Origin of the sequence: Limnothrix sp. FACHB-881, assembly GCF_014698135.1 — a bacterium.
GTDB lineage: Bacteria > Cyanobacteriota > Cyanobacteriia > CACIAM-69d > CACIAM-69d > CACIAM-69d.
Map to the genome: position 1 here is coordinate 268,871 of NZ_JACJSN010000003.1, position 24,361 is coordinate 293,231.

Annotated in this window: 18 protein-coding genes and 1 pseudogene; 6 read left to right on the plus strand and 13 right to left on the minus strand. The window is 52.9% G+C overall.

Annotated features, from left to right (window positions below; genetic code table 11):
- Positions 1 to 6: 6 nt before the first annotated feature.
- The 12 genes from H6G52_RS05235 to H6G52_RS05290 form a co-directional block, all read right to left on the minus strand.
- Positions 7 to 1,428 (minus strand): ATP-binding protein, encoded by a 1,422-nt coding sequence (locus H6G52_RS05235; protein ID WP_190526881.1) that lies wholly within the window; start codon positions 1,426 to 1,428, stop codon positions 7 to 9.
- Positions 1,429 to 1,561: 133 nt separating this feature from the next.
- Positions 1,562 to 2,164, minus strand: coding sequence for a cysteine hydrolase family protein (locus tag H6G52_RS05240; protein WP_190526883.1), 603 nt, complete (start codon positions 2,162 to 2,164; stop codon positions 1,562 to 1,564).
- Between the two features lie 179 nt (positions 2,165 to 2,343).
- Positions 2,344 to 3,531 (minus strand): AI-2E family transporter, encoded by a 1,188-nt coding sequence (locus tag H6G52_RS05245; protein WP_190526885.1) that lies wholly within the window; start codon positions 3,529 to 3,531, stop codon positions 2,344 to 2,346.
- Between the two features lie 122 nt (positions 3,532 to 3,653).
- Entirely contained in the window at positions 3,654 to 4,784 is a 1,131-nt protein-coding gene (locus H6G52_RS05250; protein ID WP_190526887.1) for a PepSY domain-containing protein, read from the minus strand.
- Positions 4,785 to 4,829: 45 nt separating this feature from the next.
- Positions 4,830 to 5,573, minus strand: a complete 744-nt coding sequence (locus H6G52_RS05255) for a hypothetical protein (protein ID WP_190526889.1) — start codon at positions 5,571 to 5,573, stop codon at positions 4,830 to 4,832.
- Positions 5,574 to 5,694: 121 nt separating this feature from the next.
- On the minus strand, positions 5,695 to 8,220 hold the full coding sequence (locus H6G52_RS05260; RefSeq protein WP_190526891.1) for a TonB-dependent siderophore receptor: 2,526 nt from the start codon (positions 8,218 to 8,220) through the stop codon (positions 5,695 to 5,697).
- Between the two features lie 113 nt (positions 8,221 to 8,333).
- Positions 8,334 to 10,856, minus strand: a complete 2,523-nt coding sequence (locus H6G52_RS05265) for a TonB-dependent siderophore receptor (protein ID WP_190526893.1) — start codon at positions 10,854 to 10,856, stop codon at positions 8,334 to 8,336.
- A 168-nt stretch (positions 10,857 to 11,024) separates the two neighbouring features.
- The gene (locus H6G52_RS18900; protein WP_190526895.1) at positions 11,025 to 12,434 is read right to left on the minus strand and encodes an energy transducer TonB; all 1,410 of its coding nucleotides are present in this window, start codon (positions 12,432 to 12,434) and stop codon (positions 11,025 to 11,027) included.
- Between the two features lie 50 nt (positions 12,435 to 12,484).
- The gene (locus tag H6G52_RS05275) at positions 12,485 to 12,901 is read right to left on the minus strand and encodes a biopolymer transporter ExbD (RefSeq protein WP_190526896.1); all 417 of its coding nucleotides are present in this window, start codon (positions 12,899 to 12,901) and stop codon (positions 12,485 to 12,487) included.
- Positions 12,882 to 13,556 carry a MotA/TolQ/ExbB proton channel family protein gene (locus H6G52_RS05280; RefSeq protein WP_190526898.1) on the minus strand — a complete coding sequence of 225 codons (675 nt, stop codon included), beginning with the start codon at positions 13,554 to 13,556 and terminating at the stop codon, positions 12,882 to 12,884. The genes H6G52_RS05275 and H6G52_RS05280 overlap by 20 nt, the downstream gene beginning before the upstream one ends.
- 559 nt (positions 13,557 to 14,115) lie before the next feature.
- Positions 14,116 to 14,751, minus strand: a complete 636-nt coding sequence (locus H6G52_RS05285) for an AraC family transcriptional regulator (protein WP_190526901.1) — start codon at positions 14,749 to 14,751, stop codon at positions 14,116 to 14,118.
- A 236-nt stretch (positions 14,752 to 14,987) separates the two neighbouring features.
- Complete coding sequence (locus H6G52_RS05290; protein WP_190526903.1) at positions 14,988 to 16,691, minus strand: glycosyltransferase family 61 protein; 1,704 nt, start codon at positions 16,689 to 16,691, stop codon at positions 14,988 to 14,990.
- 813 nt (positions 16,692 to 17,504) lie between these two features.
- Here H6G52_RS05290 and H6G52_RS05295 point away from each other — a divergent pair.
- Together H6G52_RS05295 and H6G52_RS05300 are read left to right on the plus strand one after the other, a co-directional pair.
- Positions 17,505 to 18,719, plus strand: coding sequence for an ABC transporter substrate-binding protein (locus tag H6G52_RS05295; protein WP_190526905.1), 1,215 nt, complete (start codon positions 17,505 to 17,507; stop codon positions 18,717 to 18,719).
- Positions 18,720 to 18,816: 97 nt separating this feature from the next.
- Entirely contained in the window at positions 18,817 to 20,880 is a 2,064-nt protein-coding gene (locus H6G52_RS05300) for an ATP-binding protein (RefSeq protein WP_190526906.1), read from the plus strand.
- A 281-nt stretch (positions 20,881 to 21,161) separates the two neighbouring features.
- On the opposite strand, the gene H6G52_RS05305 is transcribed toward H6G52_RS05300, so the two are convergent.
- Positions 21,162 to 21,341, minus strand: coding sequence for a hypothetical protein (locus H6G52_RS05305; RefSeq protein ID WP_190355843.1), 180 nt, complete (start codon positions 21,339 to 21,341; stop codon positions 21,162 to 21,164).
- A gap of 121 nt (positions 21,342 to 21,462) precedes the next feature.
- Here H6G52_RS05305 and H6G52_RS05310 point away from each other — a divergent pair, with 121 nt between their 5' ends.
- The 4 genes and pseudogenes from H6G52_RS05310 to H6G52_RS05325 all read left to right on the plus strand — a co-directional run.
- Positions 21,463 to 21,930 carry a hypothetical protein gene (locus H6G52_RS05310; RefSeq protein ID WP_099535313.1) on the plus strand — a complete coding sequence of 156 codons (468 nt, stop codon included), beginning with the start codon at positions 21,463 to 21,465 and terminating at the stop codon, positions 21,928 to 21,930.
- Positions 21,931 to 22,244: 314 nt separating this feature from the next.
- The gene (gene metG, locus H6G52_RS05315) at positions 22,245 to 23,858 is read left to right on the plus strand and encodes a methionine--tRNA ligase (RefSeq protein WP_190355841.1); all 1,614 of its coding nucleotides are present in this window, start codon (positions 22,245 to 22,247) and stop codon (positions 23,856 to 23,858) included.
- Positions 23,859 to 24,063: 205 nt separating this feature from the next.
- Positions 24,064 to 24,195, plus strand: a pseudogene (locus H6G52_RS05320) (NYN domain-containing protein); the annotation flags it as partial.
- A gap of 64 nt (positions 24,196 to 24,259) precedes the next feature.
- The coding region (locus H6G52_RS05325) for an IS1 family transposase (RefSeq protein ID WP_190526908.1) at positions 24,260 to 24,361 on the plus strand (102 nt) is incomplete at its 3' end.

Sequence of the window (24,361 nt, forward strand, 5' to 3'; positions counted from 1 at the left end):
AACGTTCTAGCGTTGGGAATTCGCCGACTCCTGCGCGGGTGAATCCGCCAAATTGATTTGCTGAATTGGAATTTGGATCGTGAAAGTTGTGCCCTGGCCGTATTGCGATCGGAAACTGAGTTTCCCTCGATGTTTTTCCGTAATGATTTGATAGCTAATGGCCAGTCCCATTCCAGTTCCTTTACCTACATCCTTAGTAGTGAAGAAAGGATTGAAAATTTTGCCCTGAATCAGTAGCGGAATTCCGATCCCATTATCAGCAATTTCAATCGCAATCCATTGGCTATCCAGAACAAAGGTACTAATTTCAATTGTCCCAAAATAGGTGGAACTGCTAGGCATAATAATTTTTGAGTCTGCTTTTTTAACAGCTTCCCCGATCGCATCGATCGCATTTTCTAAAATACTCATTAACGCTTGATTTAGATATCGAGGATAACATTCAACTAAAGGCAATTGACCATAATTTTTGGAAATAGAAATTGATTGCAGCTTGGCTTTTAGTTGGTAATTTAAGATTTTGAGAATTCCATCAATATCCTCATGTACACTGATGGTTTTTAGCTCAGATTCATCAATTCGCGAGAAATTTCGTAAATCTAAAACGATTTGCCGAATGCGATGAGTCCCCGTGCGCATCGAATTGATGATTTTTTGAGAGTCCTCTTTCAAAAATTCTAAATCAATGGTTTCGGTGAGTGATGGAATCACCGCAGCCGTTTTCAAGTCATGGGGTTGATGAATCTCTAAGGCTTGAATTAGTGTTTGCAAATATTCTTCTAAATACTCCAAATTTCCATGGATAAAGTTCACGGGATTATTAATTTCATGGGCAACCCCAGCCACAAGCTGCACCAAACCCGACATTTTTTCAGACTGCACCAGATCGCATTGGGTTTGCTGAAGCCGCTCGATCGTGGCTTGTAACTTTTGATTAGCTGCATTCAGAGCTTGCGTTCGTTGGGCAACCCGTTTTTCGAGTTCTGTGTTCATCCGTTGCAGCAATTGCTCAGCCTGGTGGCGATCGGTCACATCCGTTAAAGATCCTGAAAATTCACCATCAGCGCCACGGGGCTGAATCGTAATTTCTAACCAAACTGTCTTCTGAGTATGATCTCGAAAGTGAAGCTCCTGTCGCAAAGTGGCGGAATGATCTAAGTTAGCCATCATCGTTTGCCAGCCCGCTTGCTCAGTTTCATCCATAAACTGGGCCAGGGATTTGCCTAAGCACAAATCAATCGGAAAGCCGAGAATCTTCGTCCAAGCTGGATTTAAAAAGGTAATTTGACCCAAATGATCAACCTTAAAAACAATTTCACTCAGGTTTTCCACTAGGGTTCGATAGCGGCGCTCTGATTCCGCGAGTCTTTCAATGAGTCGGTATTGAATTTGGGTGTTTAGCTCATCACTTTTATTAAAATCAGTCATTATCCTGTTTTACCTAAGAGGATGTCTGAAAAGCCCAAATGGATACTCTGCAAGCTCCAGTCACCAGCAAACACAGAATGCGCAAGCTCCTTTGCCAACTGCTAGCCCCTAGCTCGGTATCTCAAAACACTTTTCAGACATCCGCCAAAGACTCAAGAAAAGACTCAGCAGAAATTACATTGGCATAGAGGGGAAACACATTTTCTAAGTAAAATTCCTGCTCAAATTGGGTTCTGGCACAGGTGCAATCGGCCAAAACTGACACGCGATAGCCCTTTTCGTGGGCCGCCCGACCGGTGGAGTCAATGCAAACGGAAGTGACCGCACCGGCCAGCACAATATGGGTGATTTGATTTTTTTGGAGCAGCTCATGCAACGAGGTTCCCGTGAAGGCATTTAAACCCCGCTTTCCGGGCACAACCCAAATTTGATCGTGAAAGGGCAGGAGGGCCTCAACCATTTCTGCACCTTTTTGCCCTGCTTGGAAGGCTCCCACGTCGCGGACGGTTTTAAGGATACCAACGGGATCCAGCAATTCCTCATAGGTGGGGGTGAAAAAAATGGGGGTCGCAATGGTGGGAACCCCATGGGCGATCGCCCCGCGCACCACTTGTACCGTACTGTCCAGGATGCGATCGACTGGAACAGCCTGGTCAATCACAGACCGCAGGATCCCATCAGCAGCAAAATAGTCGTTTTGGAACCCAATCAAGATCAGGGCAACTGAACAGGACATAACAAGCTTGGCTATTGGTCTTCTGTTCAGTTTTACGATCTCAATCTTAAGAGAGCAAGCAAATTAGCCTACCCGACTTCTTCACGATCGATACCATTGAATGGCACTCAAAATCATTGATTTAAAAGCAACTGAAATTGATGTTTTTGATATGAGAAATGATGAATTCATCAAAAGCATCAATCGCATTCCGTAACCGGGGAAGGAGCCGCCGCCGCAATACCCACAGATGGGGATTCCGGTTCCACTTCAGGCAGAGATTTCACAGCCCCGGGGGTTGGATCTTGGGCCCGCAAATTCGCCAAGGCTTCCTTGAGCAACACAGCCATGGGCACGGCCACCACCACGCCCAACAGGCCGCCCACACGCACGCCAGTTAGGATGGCCACAAACACCCAAAAGGGGTTCAGGCCCGTCACACTGCCCAACACCCGAGGAGCCACCAGGTTTTCCACCACTTGCTGCACAATCAGGGCCGCGGCCAAGGCTTGCAGGGCCAGGCCAATATCTTGGAGGGCAATCAGGGAGATGACCGTGCCAATGCCCACGGAGCCGCCAAAGGGAACCAGGGCCATCAACCCAATGGTTAGGCCAAAGAGCAGGCCAAAGGGAATTTTGAGCAACACAAACATGGTGGTTAGCCCCAGGCCCAAGCAGGTGGCCGTGAGGATTTGCCCAATGAAGTAGTTTTGGAAGCTCGATCGCAGGGTGCGGGAAAAGGGCTGCTGAACCCGATCGGGTAGCCAAGCAATCAAGCTCTCCCAAATTTCTTCGCTGTGTTGCAGCAAATAGAAGGTGAGGACGATGGTTAGCACCACATCCAACAACCGAACCACCGTCACCACCGTGACATTTAGGGCCAAGTTGAGGGTGCGGCCGGCAATGCTTTGGAGTTCGGTTTTGAGGCGATCGTTGAGCTGGGAAATCACCCCATCTAAGCTGATGGGCAAACCAAACAAGTCGGCTCGCTCATTCAGCATCATGAGTTGGCGCTGGCCCGAGTCAATCCATTCCGGCAGCCGCGCCACCAATTGTTGCGCCTGGGCCACCACCAGCGGAACCAGGGTCACGCCCACGCCAATGACGATCGACAGGGCCACCAAAAACACCACTACGGCGGCCAGCCCTCGCTTCACCCCTTTGGCCGCGAGCCAGTTGACGGGATAGTTCAGCAAAAAGGCCAGCAAAGCCGTGACCAACAACACCCCCAGCAATGATTGGAAGTAGCCAAAAATCGTGGCCAAGGCCCAGGCATTGAGCACGGTCAGGGGAGCAGCCAGGGCAAAGAATAGAAACCGTGATAGCGGCGAGAGCGATTCCCACCATTGAACCAGCTTGCTTGCGGGAAGTGGCTCAGTGTTGCTCATGCGGGCGCGGCTCCTGCGCTGAGTTAGCAATGGTTTTCCCATTATCGCCAACTTGGGCGGGAAGCAACCCTTCTTTGGGACAAAACTTTTGCAAAGGAGGCGATCGGGGCGGTGGATGGGGGTCAAGGGCTAGGGCGATCGCTTGGGAGGATTGCCATAGCGGGCGATCGCTTGCGATGTTGCCACATCTTCACGCCCGTCCAAAACAGGGCGATCGGGGACAGGCCCACCAGCACATAGAGCCAGCGCGTCCACAAACCACCAAACGTACCAAAGTGCAGCGGCCCGAAGCTGTTCAAGATTCGATCGCCCAAGGCCGCCTGCCGACTGTCATTCACCCGCAGCACCTGACCGCTGTAGGCATCCAGAATCACATTGCTTTGGCCGTAGGAACTGGGTTCGTGGGCTTGACGCTTGCCAATCCGCACCACCCCATCCGGCGTTCTGGGCAGTGCGATAAACGTTGTGGCAGCTCCGGGTAATGCTTGGTTCGATCGCGCCAACAGTTCCGACAAAGGCAAGGATTTTTGATTGGGCAACACCTTGGATTGCCAAACCGGCTCCGCAGGGGTGAAGGTAATCGCTTTGATCACCGCCGTTGATTGGGCATAGAAATTCCAGCAAAACCCCGTGAATCCGGTCAGCACTAAAAAAACAGCAGCAATGATACCCACAACCTTGTGAAGATCAAAATTCAGTCGCTTCGGGTGCGCATCCCACTTAATTTTGAAACCCGCTGCCAACCGTCGCCAACCGGGCCAAAGTGCAATGCCAGTAATCCCCAAAATGGTCATGAAAAACCCTGAAATACCAACAATAATTAGCCCCGTTGTGCCGGACAGCAACTGATAATGCAGTCGCAAAATCCAGTTCATCCAGCTATCTTGCTCTGAGAGGGTTCCTAGCACCTTTCCGCTATGAGGATGGATAAAAAGCTGGATCAGTTGATCACCTTTCCAGAGACGAACTTGGTAAGGTTGACCGGGATGTTGGGGAAACAAAATGCCATTAATGCTGGAGCCCGGTAACTGTTGGGCAAAGGCTTGGGCAGCGTTGGACACTTGGTCAATGCTGACGAGGGTTGATTGGGGGGCGATCGCGCCGAATTTTTCAACGACCAGCCGATCTTGCAACTCATGGGAAAACACCAACAGGCTCCCCGTCACCCCCACAACGATCAGAATCAACCCAACAACTAAGCCCAAGTAGCGATGCAGCGGAAACAGGATCGATCGAATCTGGCGAGCTTGCATAGTCCTCTCGGATTCCAATCCAGTTGAAAAACCAATTTTGAAAATCTACTTGAGGATGAAAATGCCGTAATCGGCCACGACATCGCCTACCGTGAGGCGATCGACCCCTTGCACGATCGCCACCAAATCACCGCTTTTAGTTGAAATTCGCAGGGTTTTATCCTGGGGTTGCAGGCTGTAATCTTCTGGCTTCCCTGCAAGTAAAATTGTGTCCTCGCCGGGTTTGAAATTATCAATTTGGGCATAGTCTGCATCACCCTTACCCACATAAAAAGGCGCAGACTTGGGATTAGCCGGGGTGATCAAACTGCCCACAATAAATTCATCTTCAGAACCGGGTTGACCGACCAGGCGATCGACCTCCCCTTGGCCCAAAGTTTTGGGGCGAATCGGCAACTCACCGCCCTTGTCAGCCACAATCTCAAATGCCACCCCTGAGATATGAGGGTGATGCCCAAATCCGGAAATGGTATCGTTGCCGCCTGTGCCCATAAAAAAGCCCGCGATCGCCTCGCCATTGGCATCTTTTCCAGACTGTCCAACCGCTTGATAGTGGGCGAGTGGGGATGCAAACTTGCCAGCTTTTACTTGCTCGTTCACTTCGGGATAAGCCAAAGCATAAAGGGCTTCATCAAAATGCTTGGCACTCGGATCAGCCGGGGCGATCGGGCTGCTGCTGGGGGTGGTTACTGGTGCGTTATTGCTGGCTGTGGATTGGTTGGCTGATCCCGATTGGCAAGCGGTGATCAAACTCAGACTCAGCAGGGCGATCGCGTAGGTTTTATGCATGATCCTGGTTGGGTTTGAAGAATGGTTTGTGTTGTGGTTGAACTGTGGGTTCAAGCATGGGTTGAGACAGAACAAGGGGAGATTGCACAATGGCAATCAACCCCAAAGTTGAGACCCAAAACTAGAACCGGATGGAAGCCGATCCAGTGACCGTGAAAGGTGTGCCCACTTCTAGACCGGTGTTGCTTCCTACTGTGGATTTGATGTAGGTTTCATCGGTGAAATTCCGGAAGTTCAAGGCGAAACGGTAGTTATCTCGCTGATAGAAAATGGCAGCATTGCCGATGAAATAGTCCCCAATTTTGTAGTCGTTGGCGAGGTTGCCGTAGCGATCGCTCGCATATTCAAAACCCACCCCAAAGCCCAATCCCTTGAGAGAACCAGACTGAATTTCATAGGTTGTCCAAAGGGTGGCTTTGTGCTCAGGAATGCCATACAGTCGATTCCCAATCAGAGACTCATTCGTATCCTCAGTCACTTCGCTGTCGATATAGGCGTAGGATCCCAAAATCTTCCAACCGGGCAACAGTTCACCAATCAAGTCAAACTCAATGCCGCGATTGCGTTGCTCTCCTGAAGAAATCGAAAACAGGAGATTATCTGGATCAGTCACCGGCACATTTTGCTTGGTGATATCGAAGTATGTGAGGGTGGCCAGGAGGCGGCGATCGAACAATTCAGTCTTCACGCCCACTTCAAATCCTTCACCTTCTTCGGGCTTCAAGATTGAACCATCCGCGCCAGTCGAAGTTGTGGGGCGAAATGACTGGGAATAGTTGGCAAATAGTGATAGTTCGGGAATGGGACGATACAGAATTCCGAGGCGAGGTGTCCAAGAGTTGAGTTCGGTATTGTTGCCCTCTCGGCGACCCAATTGATCTTCTGTTTCAATGCCGATCGTGTCATAGCGCAGACCAGCCACCACGATCAGATTATCGGTGAGGTTAATCTGGTCTTGAAGATAAAATCCGAGACGATTGGCCGTGGTCAGGTCATCATTAAACGGTGGCAATGAGGAGCGATCGGGACGAACCACCGCATCATAATTGCGGTCAAAAATGTTGATAATTGACGGTTTTGAGCGATCAAACAGCGTGACAATTCGCGATTCACTCCGATTCAGATCAAGACCAATGGTGGCTTGGTGGGCGATCGATCCTGTTTTGAAATTACCCACAAGACTGGTTTGCAAGGTGTAGGATTTATCCTCACCATCTTGATCAGCATAGAAACGAGTGACCCTAGGGCCGCTAGCAGTCAGCGGCAGCGCCACCACGCTGTAGTCATAGTCATAGCTGATATAGCGGAAGCCATTGCGAATTTTCCAGTTATCGCTAAAGCGATGCTCGAATTGATAACCGGTACTGAAGTAGTCTGTTGTAATCGAGTCCTCAGGATCCGTAATAATCAACTCGCGATCGACTGGCGCAACCCCATCTTCAAATCGGCTCAGACCAAAATCAGACGGTGCTTTTTGGTGAATGTATTCCAGGTTGAGCGATAAGTCTGTTTGGTCACTAATTTTCCAAGCCAGAGCGGGCGCGATCGAAAAGCGATTGGTGTCGGTTTCAAAGTCGCGGAAAGGCGCTTGATGGAGATAGGAACTGTTGAGCCGATAGCGCAAGCTGCCATCAGCAGTCAGAGGCCCCCCAAAGTCGATCCGAGGACGCACCAACTCATTAGTACCGCCTTGCAGTTCAACTTCGTAAAAAGGCTCAGCTAAAGGTTGCTTAGAAACCAGGTTGATAATGCCGCCCGGCTCAATTTGCCCATACAAAATCGAAGCGGGTCCCTTCAACACTTCAATTTGCTCAAGGTTGGCCACTTCCGGAATGGCTTGAAAAGAACCATAAAGCCGATAGCCGTCGCGCAAAACCGATACGGTGGCGGGATATTGGTTACCAAATCCGCGAATGCTAACCGTCGCTTCCCGGCTGCTGTTGCTCCCGGCATAGGACACGCCACTGACATTGGTGAGCGCGTCTTCGATGTTGATCACCTGCTGATCGCGCAGGACGGCTTGGGGAATTACCTGCACTGAGAAAGGCGTTTCCAGAATGGGGGTGTCTGTGCCGGTGGCGCTGGAGGCATTGGGAACCCGGTAACTGGGCGATCGCTGCCCCGTCACCACCAATTCTTCTTCGGGTGCATTGGCATCCACGTTCAGGCTGTAGGCCAAATCACCCGTAGCCAAGGTCACGTCCTGGGTGGGCAAACCATTACGACCCGTCACCACCACTTGGATTCGATCGGGCGCAATCTGCCAAACCCGCACCGCAGACACTTCAGCGGTGGGGTCAGCTTGGTTGAACTCCGCGCCCGCCGGTAGCGCCAAGCTGGCGTTGCTGATCTCGGCGATCAGTTGGTTGCCCTCAGCCCGGAACTGGTTCGCATCAATCAACAAGGACTGACCGGCCGGGGTTTCCAAGGCAATTTCCAGCTCGTCGGGCAGGGGCGTGACTACCACCCGGGTGACGGTGGCCGGGCGATCGGCTTGGGCCAGCCAGGACTCCACCGAAGTGGCGGGAGCGTTGCTGCGGAATCGATCGAGTGGCTCCGGTGGCACTGATTCAGCCCCAGCGGGAGCAGCCAGCGCCCCGATCGCTACCAACAAAACCGACAAAGACAGAGGAGATGCGGGGTTCATGGGACGTTTCCTAAAGGAATCCAATTAGCAATTAAGGGTGATTGTTTGCAAATTGACCTCAATCAAGCAGAGAGTTATTTCAACACAATGATTGAAATAATTCCCCACATAATTTAGAACCGAATTGAAGCTGATCCTGTGACTGTGAAGGGTGAGCCCACTTCAATACCACCCTCATTTCCAGTGGCTCCTTTGATATAGTTTTCGTCGGTGAAGTTTCGGAAATTCAAAGCAAAGCGATAGTTATCTCTTTGGTAAAAAATGGCTGCATTGCCAATCAGGTAGTCACCCAATCGATAGTCATTAGCTAGGTTTCCATAGCGATCGCTCGCATATTCAAAGCCCACCCCAAAGCCCAATCCTTTGAAGGAACCGGACTGAATTTCATAGCTTGTCCAGAGAGTAGCTTTATGCTTTGCCAAACCAGCCGGCCGATTACCAATTAAGGACTCATTGGTATCTTCAGTAACTTCGCCATCAATGTAGGCATAGGAACCCAAAATTTTCCAGCCGGGTAATGGTTCCCCGATCAGATCCAGCTCAATTCCTCGGTTGCGTTGTTCACCGGAAGCAACAGAAAAGAGGGGATTTTCGGGATCTGAAACCGCAACGTTTTGCTTGGCAATGTCGAAGTAAGTGAGGGTAGCAAGCAGGCGGCGATCGAACAATTCGGCCTTCACACCCACTTCAAATCCTTCGCCCTCTTCCGGGGGCAAAATTGCACCACTGGAACTGGTGGCCGTCGTGGGACGAAAGGACTGGGAATAGCTAGCAAAGAGGGCTAATTCAGGAATTGGCTGATATAAAATCCCGAAGCGTGGTGTCCAAGCATCCGCGTTGAAACTGCTGCTTTCATCGGTCAATTTTTGATCGGTTTTGCTATCGATCGTGTCGTAGCGCAACCCGGCAATAATCATCAAGTTATTGGTTAGCTTGATCTGATCTTGCAGGTAAATTCCTAGGCGAGTGGTGGTTGTGACATCATCTTGAAAGAGCGGCAAATCCGAGCGATCGGGCTTGGGCACTTGCTCATATTCCGGATTGAAAATGTTGATCGTGCTCGGATTAGCCGTATCAAACAAAGTCTCGATCGCGAACTCGCTATAGTTGAGATCGAGACCGATTGTTGCTTGGTGTTCTAGGGAACCAGTTTTGAAGTTCCCAATAACACTAGTTTGCGCGGTATAAGAGCGGTCATCCCCATCTTGATCAGCATAAAAGCGAGTGATCTCCGCATCATTCACGATGATCGGCAAGGCGATAACACTGTAGTCATAGGTGTAGTTGATGTAGCGGAAACCATTGCGAATTTTCCAATTGTCACTAAAGCGGTGCTCAAATTGATAACCGGTATTCAAGTATTCAGTAGTAATTGAATCATCGGGGTTGTTGATCACAAATTCCCGAGAAACGGGAGCAACACCATCCCCAAAGCGGCTAATGCCAAAGTCTGCTGGCCCCTTTTGGTGGATATATTCCAGATTGAAAGATAAGTCAGTCTGATCGCTGATTCGCCAAGCTAAAACCGGCGCGATCGCGAATCGATTAATATCAGTGTCAAAGTCCCGAAAAGGTGATTGATGTTGATAAAGAGCATTCAGTCGATAGCGCAGACTGCCATCACTGGTTAAGGGTCCGCTGAAATCAATGCGGGGGCGCACTAAAGCATCACTACCAGCCTGGAATTCTGCTTCATAAAAAGGTTGATCAAGCGGTTGCTTGGAAACCAGGTTAATGATGCCGCCCGGTTCAATTTGTCCATACAGAATTGAAGACGGTCCCTTCAACACTTCAATTTGTTCCAGGTTGGCAACTTCCGGAATGGCTTGAAAGCCCCCATACATGCGATACCCATCTCGCAACACCGGGGCCCCAGTGGAAAATTGATTGCCGAATCCGCGAATGCTGAAACTGGCTTCCCGGCTGCCATTACTCCCGGCAAAAGCCACGCCACTCACATTGTTCAACGCGTCTTCGATGTTGATCACTTGCTGATCGCGCAGAACCGCTTGGGGAATCACCTGCACCGAGAAAGGCGTTTCCAAAATTGGGGTGTCTGTGCCGGTGGCGCTGGAGGCGTTGGGAACTCGGTAACTGGGCAATCCCTGCCCCGTCACCACCAATTCTTCTTCGGGCACATCAGCATCCACGTTCAGGCTGTAGGCCAGGTCACCCGTGGCCAAGGTCACGTCCTGGGTGGGCAAGCCGTTACGACCCGTCACCACCACTTGGATTCGATCGGGCGCAATCTGCCAAACCCGCACTGAAGCCACTTCAGCGGTGGGGTCGGCTTGGGTGAACTCTGCCCCCTCCGGTAGCGCCAGAGTGGCGTTGCTGATCTCGGCGATCAGTTGGTTACCCTCGGCCCGAAACTGATTCGCATCAATCAGCAACGACTGACCGGCTGGGGTTTCCAGGGCAATTTCCAACTCGTCGGGTAGGGGCGTGACTACCACGCGGGTGACGGTGGCCGGGCGATCGACTTGGGCCAGCCAGGACTCCACCGACGTGGCGGGGGCGTTGCTGCGGAATCGATCGAGCGGCTCCAGCGGCACTGACTCAGCCCCGGCGGGAGCAGCCAGCGCCCCGATCGCCACCAACAAAACCGACAGGGAGAGGGGAGATGCGGAGTTCATGGGGGTTTCCTAAAACAAACTCAAAACAGCAAGTTCAAAAATCAACAAACTCAAAACGGGCAAACCCTTGAGCCAGCACGATCGCACCCGAATTCTGCCCAGCGCGATCGGGGATCACGCCAAGGCAACGGTGGATCCGGGACGGGAAATCAGCAGTATTCGATCGCGCTAATCGGCGGGGCTACTGGCGGGGGCAGGCTCCGGAGCAATGGGAGCAACCGGGGCGGCCGGAGCAGGCTGAGGAGCTGGGGCCGCCTGTGTGGGCCGGGGCGATCGCCGGGGCCGGGGCGATCGGGTCGGGCGCGGACTGCGGCGGGCCGGCGCGGCCGGGGCCTCGGCGGCGGGACTGCGGGCCGGCGGCTCCGCTGGGGCCACGGGCGATCGGGCGGGGGCCACCACTGCGGGGCGGGCCGGTTCCGGAGCCACCGGCCGGCTAGGACTCGGATCGCTGGTGCTGCTGGGCGCAGTGGAGCGGCTGGGGCGCGGTTCCCGATCGGTGGGAGCCGGGGCAGCGGGGACTGCTGCTGGGGAAGAGGCTGCGGGTGCGGGGCTGGCCGGTTGTTCCGCCGTACGTTCTGGAGCCCGTTCGGTAGGCCGCTCCGTGGGGCGATCGGCCGTGGATGCAGGCTGTTCTGTGGGGCGATCGGCGGCCCGTTGCCGTTCCGCCTGTTCCGCAGCCTGACGACGCTCCACTTCTTCGCGGCGACGGGCTTCGTTGGCCCGCTGGAACCGCGATCCCTCCTCTTCGTAGGTGACGCGCATGGGGCGGCGCAGGCCACCTTCCGGCACGGTTTGCGGGTCAAAGCGCCATTGCCGCATCGCTTCTAGGGTTTCGCGATCGACCGCTGGGTTGCCGCTGGATTGGCGCAACCGCACCTCCACGCTGCCATCGGGACGAATCCGCAGATCCACACGGGGGCTGGCTTCCGTGCCCCGATAGCGCGGTAGGGGACAACTCACGCATTGGGGCTGGCCGGGCGATCGCGCGGGGGCGGGCGACGGACTCGGCGGCGGGCTGGTCACGGGCGGCCCCTCCAGCGTGCCGGCCGGTTCCCCATCGCTCGATCCCGTGCCCTCGGGATCGCCATCCGGTGCGCCCGAGGTGAATCCGGTGGCTTGGCTGGCATTGCCGAACCCGTCCCCTGTGCCGTTGGGATCGCTAATCGGGCCAGTACCTGTGGCCATGGCCGGCGCATCTCCCGTGGGGCTGGTGCCCGGGGCGATCGGGTCGCGATCGCCCGTGGGATTGGGGTTGCGGGTGGGCGCGTCTTCGCCCGCTTTCAAGGGAGCCTGACTCTGGGGAGCCAACGGAACCCGATCGCGCTGCGGCTTGGTCACGGGGTCAGTCGGAGGAGGCGTGGCCAGGGGTTCCGACGGGCGATCGGGCGTGACGTTGGAAATGGTCACTTCCATTTCGCTATCGGTGGTTGCCGGGCGATCGCTCCACCAATCCCGCACCTGCCACCCCCAGGCCAACCCATGCAGGGCGATCGACCCGCAAACGCTGCCAAACAGAAACCGTTTCAGCCACCGAGATTCCTTTTGGCGCTGCTGACCAATCAGTTGCAAGCTGTCCATAGGCAGATTTAAACCATCAAGCTATCGGGCAAAAACAGGTGAGCAATTCCTTAGGGCTGGGTGGGTTTTTGGGTGGCAATCGCCAGTTTGGCCCCCTCCACTTGGCGCACTTGATCCATGACCGCCACCACGCGATCGTGCGTCACAGAACCATCCGCATTCAGAACGATCGTTAAATCCTGTCCCGACTGCTGAAGCCCTCGAATGGCTGTGCTTAAAGACTCGATCGCCACGGGATTTTTGTTCAGAAATAAACCGCCCTGCGGATCGAGGGTAACTGTGGCCCGAATTACCTTTTGGGGCTTGGCTGATTGGGCTTTCGGTAAATTCACCGCCAACCCTTCAAACCGCCCCAAAAAGAGCGTAGACATAATAAAAAAGGTCAAAATTGCAAAGATCACATCGATCATCGGCACAATTTCAATCCGAGGCGGCAAGTCCGGTTCATCAATGGTTCGCCTGCGCATAGGTTGCTCCTCCCGTCTGTTTGGTTTGCATCTTTTTCAAGTAGCGCCGATGCCGCAATTCCAGTTCCGCTGAATATTCCTGAATCAGGGCAATCTGTCGCAGATAAAAGCCTCGGAACGTATTGGCAAAAAACAGGGTAAACAGCGCCACCACCAAACCAAACGCCGTAGAAACCAAGGCTTCGCTGATTCCCGAGGTGACTGCGGTGGTTTTTGCACCGCCCACATCACCCAAATTCAGGGAGCTGAAGGATTGAATCAAGCCCAACACCGTCCCCAACAATCCCAACAACGGTGACAGGGTAATGATCGTGTCAAAAATGTTGTTAAAGCGCTTTAAAACCGGAATTTCCGCTTGGGTTGCCCCATCGATCGCCAGAGCAATTTCATCGGGTTCCGCCTCATCCAAGGAAGCCGCCGCCAGGAAAATGCGCCCCAGGGGTAAATCCAAATTTCGCTTGAGTTTTTCTACCGCCAACAGTGGATCAAATTCATAGAGATCCAGCACTTCCCGAATCGCTTTGGTTTGTCGGCGATTCACCCGAAACCAAAACACTACACGCTCCACGATCAGAGCGATCGCTAATACTGAAAACAATGTGAGGGGAACCGCAACTGCTCCCGCCGCCACCAAAATTTCACCCAATTTTTGCATCGTTCCTTCACCCACCTGATTAACGAATTGCTTGCAAATTTTGCAAAAAATGCCAATAAATGCTCACTTAATGCTCATCAATGAATGGTTCATTTTTGATTTTCAAGGAGATTTTTCAAAAATTTATTCTGAGATGCTTGTCAAACCGAAACAGCAATGAAAACAAAGGGTTCAAGTTTCTTACTGGTTACGGCGGCTGGAGGCAAATGGATCAAGCTTGATGTTTCAGACGTTTTTTATTCTGAGCTGACGTTTCCACTGTTCAAGCGCCCTTGGTCATGGGTTTGCCAGTCATCAAATTTCAGTCCACGAGCCGCACCAATTCCCTCGCGCCAGCCAGCGTGACGGTGGAGCGCCACCGCCGAACCTCTCAGTTGAGAACTACTTTCAATTAATTGGCGAGATGATCTTACGGTGCTGCGACCTCAGAACGGGGGACTAAAGTTTGCTGAAACGGAATTTTTCTTTGGCGAAACGGAATTTTTAGTGAAATTGGGGTCAAGGGGCGATCGCGCGGCAGTCCCTTGCTCGCCCCTTGACCCTCGGCCGGCCATCAGTTTCAGCCTTGTCGCTGGAACGATCGGGGACTGAGGCCAAATTTTTTGCGAAATGCCGTACTGAAAGCGCAAAGGTTGGTGTAGCCCACTCGCCGGGCCACTTCCGTCACAGACCACTGGCGATCAAGCAACCAACGGCGGGCTTGCTCCATGCGGTAATCGTGTAAATAGCCAAAGACGGTTTTGCCAAACACCTGCTTAAACTGCCGCTTCAGGGTGCAGTCATTTAGCCCCACCTGTCGCGCCAAATCCGTCAAGGACGGGGGAGTCTGGAACCGTTGCAGCAAAATATCCCGCGCTTGATAGATCCGATCGAGGTCAGATCCCTTCAGGGGCAGGGAGCGATCGGCGATGGGTCGATCGGCTCCCCCTTGGTCTTCCGCTTGAGCTAACCACAGGGTCAACAGTTCCACAAACTTACTTTCCAAATACATCTGCCTCATCGCGCCGTGGTGGGGGCAATGGAGCATCTGTTGCAGCACCACTTGCATCGCAGGCGTGATTAGTAGGGTCAATGGATCGGTGGAATCGGGAGAATCTTGGAAATCGGGGGAATCTTGGGAATTGAAGGGGTGGGCCATCTGGCGGCTGGCTTGCCACAAGTCCCGCCAGTCACCGTCAGAGATGCCAGGAGCCATGTCAGATAAGTGATTTTTGGTGAAATTTAGGAATGGAATTATTAGGAATTGCTAGCAGTTTCAAAAGTTGGCATTTATTTTAAATGCAAATGACTTTCAAAAAGTGTCGCAGTCAACAACCGGATGCACCCGATCGGGGGGGCAGGCTTGCGGAGGAAGGATGGGAAAGGCGGCAGAACGGCGGGAGATTGGGGCGATCGAGCAGTTCTAGGTTGGCGCTGGATTGGCGCTCTGGGTTAACCCTCGGTCAACAGGTGATTGACGGCCGTTTGGAAGCGATCGAACGGAATCCAAATCCCATCAGCCCCGGGATCCGAGAAGCGATAGTTCAAAATCGCCTCCGGATCGGGATAGTGATCTAGGGGTTCACCCACCAGGTGATAGTGCGCTAGGCCAATCAGGTCGGCAATTTCCCAAAAGTAGCTGGGCACATAGCGCGGTGAAAACAGTTCCAGGACGATCGTGCCCGGTTGGCAAAAAACCAGATTGGTGAGGCCGGCTCCGTGGGGCGCAACTACCACCTTGGCTTGGGCCAAAAGGGAAACCTGTTGGGCAAAGGACAGACTTTCCAGCAGCACGATTTTGAATCCATGCTGACGCACCAGCCAATCACTGAGTTGGCGATCGTCCACGACGCGGCGATATTTGGCCCAATCACGACTGATATAGAGCCGATCGTGCGGGGCCACGGACTGGATAATGGCAGGTCGCAAAAACAGTTGCCGCAGGGTGTCGCAAATCCAAGGCGCGGCCCGATCGACCCGAGAGGGCACCACCAACCGATCGGCCACAATATGGCGATCGTCTGGATTGCTAATAATCAGCTTTTGGGGCGGAATGCCCAACAGTTCCAGGGTTTCCGTTTGGTAGCGATATTCCTGTTCATTTACCGCCACATAGTCAAACTGATCCAACGTCCAGCCCGCATCGGCCAACAGCCGCAACCGCGACAGGAGATTCAGCAACCAGTGACAAAACATTGACCCCCCGGCCACCGACAACAGGGCCACGGTTCCCGCCACCCGGCGCGGCGGCGGCAATTGCTCCGACAGGGCCACCAACTCCACGCTCCCGAGGGAGAGTTCCTGAACCAATGCGCCCGTTTCGGTAAAAATGGCGCTGGTGTAATGATCCGTCCAGGCTCGGCCCTGGGGCAGGGTGACCACAAAGGTGGGATCAACTTCGTATTCAGTGGCGCAAAGGTCGGGATGGGGCGGCTCTCCGAGGGGCGATCGGGAGGCCCTGAGCTGCACCCGATCGGCCGGGTCGATCGGGCAATAGTCCAAGGTGGCGGCGGGCAATTCCTGGGGCGCTTGCTGCCGATCGGCCAGCACCAGGGAGCGCGGAACCCACTTGCGCCCACAGGACAGGGCATCCTCAAAACGGCCAGCCCGTTGGAGCAACCGAAACAGGTGATCGTAGGGTCGGCGGTAGGTGGGGTTGCGATACAAGGCCTGAAGATAGGCGGCCAGGGCCCGATCGACCCGCTCCGGTTCCAAGGCTGGGTCGGGACAGTCTCGCCACCAATCGCCCAGGGCCGTCCAAGCCGTCAGGGAATTGTGATCCAGGGCAATCGCCTCCTCCAAGGCCAGGCGGGCCCCCAACCAACAGTCCTGATCGCGCAGCCACAGGGCCAGTTGGTGATGGGCATGGGCTTGCTGCTCGATCGCGCAGGTTGGCAGCAGGTGATATTCCTGGTAGGCCAAGTCCGCGTCTTCCCAACCGGCACAAAGGGCCTGATGCAAAAACGCCCAAAGGGCCGGCACTCGTCGCCCCAACATTGCCAGTGCTGCTCCCAGTTGGCCATAACACACCGCTGCTTCTGGCCCGATCGGTTGCTGGCGCAGGGCCGATCGCAACTCAGCCACCCTGGCCAGGGCCGCTGGCTGCGGGTCAAGGTCAGCCGAAGACCAGGAAACTGGGAGTTGGGAAGGCGACAAGCTCAAAATCAAACTCGATACTGTTTTGCGAGTAAGCGCTCAAGAATACTAACAAACATACAAGTCGAGCTGGTCTTTCAACCAAGGCGCATCGACCAATACCCGCCGGGAGATCTCGCGAGCACCATTTTGGATCTCGATTCATGGAGCACCCATCCACTTTTTGGGGCTTGATGATTTGAGAGCCGCCGATCTTGACGATTTCACCTGTCCATCGAAAATCTCAGCCAACTTTTATCAGCCTGAAAAATTTCCTGATTTTAGCCCTGTATATTGCAAATTTACGACATTTCAGTCCATCTTCCAGTTCACAGGTCAGTATGGATACTAGGTCTGATATCGCACCCAATATCGCACCTAATATCCAACCTGTTGCTCATTGACTTTTTAATCATTTCCTGAGCACCTATTCAGATATCAGCCCTGAGCCTCAAGAATGAACATCAACACCCGTCATTAGCATTCTGCGCCTGCCACGGTGATTAGCATTCCTTGACCCATTTTTGGGGAATTATTTGGGAAGTGACTAGGGAGCGTTGAGATCTCGCCTCGAATCATAGGGTTTGGAAAGCGATAATGGTTACGAGGCTAGACAACTTTGCCGGAGGATCAGTTTTCAGAGTGAAGTTAATGGGATTTTTAACCCTATTTCTCAGCCGCATCTCTGAGCCTTATTGCTCGGTCCCATTGCTTAACCCCATTGCTCAGTCCCATTGCTTAACCATAGTTCTTAGCAAGACTTCTGAGCCATTGGCCCCGATGGCTTGATTCGATCGCATCGTCTTTGCTTTCCCTTCAAATTTGTCCATTCCCATGACCATTCCTGATTCTTGGACTCAACCATTAACCCGCCGTCAGTGGCTTCATTTAACTGGTTTATTCGCGACCTCCGCAGGATTGGCCAGTACTTTGGGTGGCTGTCAAACCGGATGGCTCGATCGGGCCTTGGGCACTCAAGAACCCCGCCTCAAAATTGGTTACTTACCCATCACCGACTCTTCCCCCCTGTTGGCAGCCCAGGAAAAAGGCTTTTATGCCTATGAGGATTTAGACGTTGCCCCCATTCAACGCTATCGATCGTGGGATGCGATCGCCCAAGCGTTTATGAGGCGAGAGGTCAACCTGATTCATATCCTGATGCCCACGGCCATTTGGATGCGTTATGGCCTGAAATTTCCCGCCAAAGTGATGGCTTGGAATCATACCAACGGTTCTGCAATCACGGTTTTGCCGGAAATCAATCGGGTTCAAGATTTAGCCGGGCGATCGCTCGCCATTCCCTCTTGGTATTCCTTGCACAATGTCATTTTGCAAATTCTGTTGCGAGATCACGGATTGCAGCCAGTTCATGGGACAGAACCTCGCAAATTGGGCGATCGGGAAGTGGCGTTGCAAGTATTGCCGCCGCCAGACATGATTGCAGCTCTCAAGGCTCGAAAAATCGCGGGCTATATCGTGGCAGAACCCCATAATGCAGCGGCGGAATTGACACAAACAGGCAAATTGCTACGTCTCACGGGAGATGTTTGGAAAGATCATGCTTGCTGTGTGGTGTTGATGCATGAAGCGGACGTTCGGCAATATCCCCAATGGACACAACGAGTGGTGAATGCGATTGCTCAAGCACAACAATGGTCTCAAATTAATCGATCTGAATTAGCCTATTTACTCTCTCGGGATGGGGGAAATTATATGCCCTATCCAGTGTCCGTTTTGGATCGTGTGCTGACCTATTCTGATTCAGAGTTTTATCGAATTCAAGGGGTCATTGAACATCCGGAATGGCGATCACAACGCATTGCGTTCCAGCCCTATCCTTTTCCGTCTTATACAACGGCCTTGGTGCGATCGCTGCAATCGACGCTGATCACAGGCGAAATTGAATTTCTGCGCAACCTCGATCCCCAAGCCATTGCGCAGGATTTGGTAGATGAGCGCTTTATCCGACAGGCGATCGAGCAGGTGGGCGGGCCCCAATCCTTTGGCTTGGCCCTTGACCTTAACCGACAAGAACTCATCCAGGTCTAAGACTTCTCAGTTCAAGGCCGTTGCCCTTAAGCCTTGACCATCATTCACCAAATTCAGACCGAGTTCAAGGGATTTTTCCCTTTTTCATCACATCACTATGAAAGCAACCTTCTTCCGCCGTTTCTTTGCTCGTGAATATTCCCTGGCAATGTTAATGCGGGTGGGATTGGTGATCTTAGTGATCGGCAACGTAGTTTTAATTGGGGGTGCTCTCATTGGTTTGAGCTACCAGTCTTATATTGATCGCACTTTGCAGCTTCAGCAAATTCGATCCCAATCGATCGTCAGTCGCATTGAGACCTATTTGGACGATATGCAACTCCATTTGAGCTATTTAACCAAGGTGCGTGGATTCAGCGAGCTACATCCTTGGGAACATCACAATATGCTTGAAGGATTGGTGCGCGATAACCATAATTACGAGTCTGTTGCCCTGTTCGATCGCCAGGGCAAACTATTAACCACCATTGCTCCCTACGTGCGTGATGAAGCGGCGGCTATTGCCCTCACTCGTCCCTATTATTCCGTGGTGCAACGGGTGTTTCAATATCAATCTCGACAGATTACCCAAGTGGAACTGAATCCTAGGACACAAGTTCCCTCAATCACCATCGCCATTCCCGTGCATAACCAGCAAGATCAACTGGATGGGGTACTGGTGGCTCAAGTTAATTTAGAATTTCTTGATTTTATTGTTGCCCATAATCGAGTCGGTCAAACAGGCTATACCTACATTCTGGATCGACGAGGGATGTTAATTGCCAAAACTCGATCGCCCAACGAAGCCTATCAGCGTTTTCAGTTGCAAAAAGCGCCCGCCAATGTCACGCAATATGCCACGGAAAAACGAACCAATTCCAACCGAGTTCGCTCCTATCAAGGTCTAGCGAATGTACCAGTGCTTGGGGTCACGGATTATATGTCCAGTATCCAATGGTATGTGGTGGTGGAGCTGCCTTTGCAGGAAGTTTATGCCCCCGTCAGACAGTGGGGCTTGGTGTTGTTGGGGGCGCTATTGATTTCAATGATAATCTCGACCGCGATCGGGATGTTAGTCACGCGATCGCTCATTCAGCCCTTGACCTTATTAACGGTGGCCGCCAAAAAGATTCGAGAAGGCAACTATCACACTAAGGTTAAAGTTTCGCAACACAATGAGTTGGGAGCCTTGGCTGCTACGTTCAATAGCATGACAGCGGAAATCCAAACGGTCGTGGCTGACTTGGGCCAGAAAAATGATGATTTGGAAGCAACCCTGCTGGAACTCAAGCAAACCCAAAGCCAGTTAGTTCAGAGTGAAAAAATGTCAGGTTTAGGGCAATTGGTAGCAGGGATCGCCCATGAAATTAATAATCCTGTGAATTTTATCTACGGTAATTTAGTTCACGCCAAGCTCTACATGAATCAACTGCTGACTGTGATGGCCACCTACCGCGATCGGGATGATCAGCCTTTGCAAGTGGAATCCGAAAGCGGCCCTATTGATGATGAGGAGTTAGATTTTATTATCGAAGACTTTTCCCAACTGCTGGGTTCCATGGAAGTGGGAGCATCACGCATTCGTAAAATTGTGACTTCTCTCAGAAATTTTGCACGGCTGGATGAAGCGGATTATAAACAGGCCGATCTCCATGAAGGAATTGATAATACCTTGGTGATTTTGGGCAGTCGCTTGAAGTCGGGTAAGGGGAGATCGGAAATTGTGGTGAAAAAGCACTATAGCGATCTACCTTTGGTCACCTGCTATCCGGGGCAATTAAACCAAGCGATCATGAATTTGCTCTCGAACGCGATCGATGCGTTAGAGGAATTGATGCTGGCTCCCCAGGAGCCGCGGATCCCTACCATCGAGATTTTCACGGCAACCACGCTCGATCGATGGGTCAAAATCCAAATTCAAGATAATGCCTTGGGCATTCCCGATAGCTTGCTTCAGCGCATTTTTGACCCCTTTTTCACCACCAAAGATGTGGGGAAAGGAACCGGTTTAGGCCTATCCATCAGCTACAAAATTGTGCAGGAAAAGCATGGTGGTCGCCTCAGTTGCCAATCGCAGCCGGGCCAGGGCACCACTTTCACGATCGAAATCCCAATCGATGGTCAATTGCCCCTCGATACCAAACTGCCGTTGGCGGTTGCCGCTGCGATCGAACCCCATTAGGATTTTGCAGTTTTAAAAGCGCCCAAGCTTCAGTGCCCAAGCTTCAGTGCCCAAGCTTCAGTGCCCAATTCTCAACACCTCATTTTCAGTAGACCTCTTGCACGAATCAGCTCGTTGCCCTCATCCCCCAACCCCTTCTCCCAAGGTGGGCGAAGGGGAGCCAGAACTGCTGGGTTACGGCGATCTTGTGGCGGGTGATCAAGTCCCTCTCCCGACTTGGGAGAGGGATTTAGGGTGAGGGTCTTGATTAATGCAAGAGGTCTAGTGTCCAATCTTCAACACTAATCCTCGCTCAGACACCAAACCAAAAAAGCCAATCCCCCAACGGCCGCCAACCAACCGGGCAACGGCAACACCCAACCCACCCAGCCGCGCACAACGGCCACAAAAGCCCCCACCACAGTCCAGTCCAAAAACAGCAGCAGGGCCACCGCCCCGATCGCCCCCAAAATTAACGGCATCTTTGTCTCCGTGGAACTGCCACAGTCGGATCAAAAATAGGTCGAAACGGCGGGCCAAGGTCGCACCGCTGAGAATAGGTTGAATAGTACCCATTCAGCTTGCGATTGGAGACCTTGAACCGTGAAACCTGCCCTGATTTTGACCTTAGGTTGTGCCATGGTGAGCTGCTGGGCCACCCGCGCGATCGCCCAAACTTCCATTGATGGGGACTTGACCCTTTCCAACGGCAACCCCAAAGGTTCCCTCACCGGCACGGCGATCGGCTCCCATGACTTGCCCTCCACTGTTCTGGGGCGATCGACCGACCAGGCGGGCCACGATTGCCTCGGCTTCAGCTCCCTGAGTCCCAATCACCGCCTGACTCTGCAAACCCCGATCGCCAACTTGACCCTCAGCGTCAACAGCGGCCAAGACGACACCACCTTGGCCGTGCGCGGCCCCAATGGGCTGCTCCTGTGTGGCGATGACACCGTGGGCACGGCTTCCGCCCAAGTGACTGCCCCCCAGTGGCCGGCTGGTACCTACGAGGTTTGGGTTGGAACCTTCAAACCCGGGATGCGCAGCCCCTACCGGTTAACGGCAGAGTGAGTGCATTTTTAGGGCATCTCTGGGGCATTTCTGGGGCATTTCTGGGGCATCTTCCGCGCAAATCTGCACAAATCTATGGAAACCCCGATCGTTCTCTCCGCTTTTCCCTCTCATCGCCTAGGGTAAAACTGGCCCCAGTCCCCCGGTTTGGTTAACTTGAAGCCCAAAATTGGATCCCAAATTCCTGCAATCCTCCCAGACTCCCACCCCGTACTCCATAGACGGCAAGCTCGGTTCGGCCGTATTCTAAGAAGCTGTGAAAAAATACTCAGTTTTTCCGCTTAACAAATCCCCCTAATCTCGTCTGTCGATCCATGGTTGTCACCGAAGATTTGACCAGTTCCCCGCCTCCCCCGCAACCGTCCCCCTTCACGATCACAACCCCCCTCTATTACGTCAACGCATTACCCCACATCGGTAGTGCCTACACCACGATGGCGGTGGATGCGGTGGGCCGTTTTTATCGGTTACAGGGGCACCCGGTGCTAATGATTACCGGCACCGATGAGCATGGCCAAAAAATCGAACGGACAGCCCAGGAACGCAACAAAAACCCTCAGGAACACTGTGATGAAATTGTCCAGGGTTTCGCCGATCTCTGGCAAAAGCTGAATATCCGTTACGATCGCTTCATTCGGACAACGGACGAGCGGCATCGCGCCATTGTGGTGGAATTTTTTGAGCGCGTTTGGGCTGCGGGGGACATTTATTCTGGAAAGCAACAGGGGTGGTACTGCGTTTCCTGCGAAGAGTTTAAGGAAGAGCGGGAGCTAACGGAGGATCATCATTGCCTGGTGCATCCCAACAAGCAGGCTGAGTGGCGCGATGAGGAAAATTATTTTTTCCGGCTCTCCAAATATCAGACAGCGCTGCAGCAATTTTATGGAGACCATCCGGAGTTTATTCAACCGGAAAGTCGCCGCAATGAGGTGTTGGCATTTGTGGAACGGGGGCTGCAAGATTTCTCCATTTCACGGGTCAATATTGACTGGGGATTCGCGCTGCCCAATGATCCCAAGCACACGCTTTATGTCTGGTTTGATGCGCTGTTGGGCTACGTGACGGCACTGTTAGAACCCGGTGAAGCCCCGACGCTGGAGAATGCCCTGAAGCATTGGTGGCCGATCAGTACCCACGTGATTGGTAAGGATATCCTGAGGTTTCATGCCATTTATTGGCCAGCAATGTTAATGTCGGCTGGGTTACCGATTCCCCAACGGTTGTTTGGTCATGGCTTCTTAACGAAAGATGGCCAAAAGATGGGCAAAACGCTGGGGAATACGATCGATCCGGTGGCGTTGATCGATCGTTATGGTAGCGATGCGGTTCGTTACTACTTTCTCAAGGAAATTGAGTTTGGCCGCGATGGGGACTTCAATGAAACGCGGTTTATTAATATCGTGAATGCGGACTTGGCGAATGATTTGGGAAATTTGCTGAACCGAACCCTCAAGATGGCCCACAAGTATTGCGAGGGTCGGGTGCCGTCGGTGACGGTGGCGGAAACGGATCCGTTGCGCCAATTGGGCACGACGTTGGGCGATCGCGCGGGGCGGGCCTATCGGGCCATGGCGCTGCACGAGGCCTGTCAGTCGGTGCTGATGTTGGCTCAAACGGGCAACAAGTACTTAGACGAGCAGGCTCCCTGGACCAAGTTCAAACAGGGCGATCGGGCGGCTGTGGAAGCAATCCTGTATGCGGTGTTGGAGTCGGTGCGGTTGGCGGCCTATTGGCTGTCCCCGATCGTGCCTCAACTGAGCAGCCGGATTTATGGCCAATTGGGGTTTGCGGTGGATTTCGATCGCGTGGATGCGGATCCGTCCCTGCGGGAGCAATTAGGGGGGCATGGCCATTGGGGTGGCCTACCGACAGGGCAAGGGCTGGCGGAACCGCAACCTGTGTTCCAAAAGCTGGAAATGCCGCAGTAACTTGCGAGCACCGATTGCACTGGAATTGACCACCGGAGCGATCGGGTTATCGTGAAGGGAGTTGCTAGAACTCTCCTGAAAAGTCCCGAGCTTTTGATGATCTTTTTCTTTCTTTTTGCTCTTTAAGAACCTTTGAAACCTTTTTCGATGGGCTGGCGATCGAGCGGGTTCCATCTCCTTCTTTAAACGACGAGGCATAACAATCATGAATAGCAACATGGAGCGAGATCCGATCTTTACGCCAGAGCAAGTTCTGGAAAATCGAGGGCGGGTGGCCATCTTTATTGATGGCTCGAATTTGTTCTATGCGGCGCTGCAATTGGGCATTGAAATCGACGGTCGTACGTCAATCTAATGTGGGATTGATAGAGTAGAGAGACTGATGGATGAAGGTTCACGCCATGGAATGCCCTCTGTGCGGTCACAGCAAAGCCCATAAACACGGCAGGATGCCCAATGGACATCAGCGCTATCTTTGTCCAGCTTGCCACCAAACCTTCTCC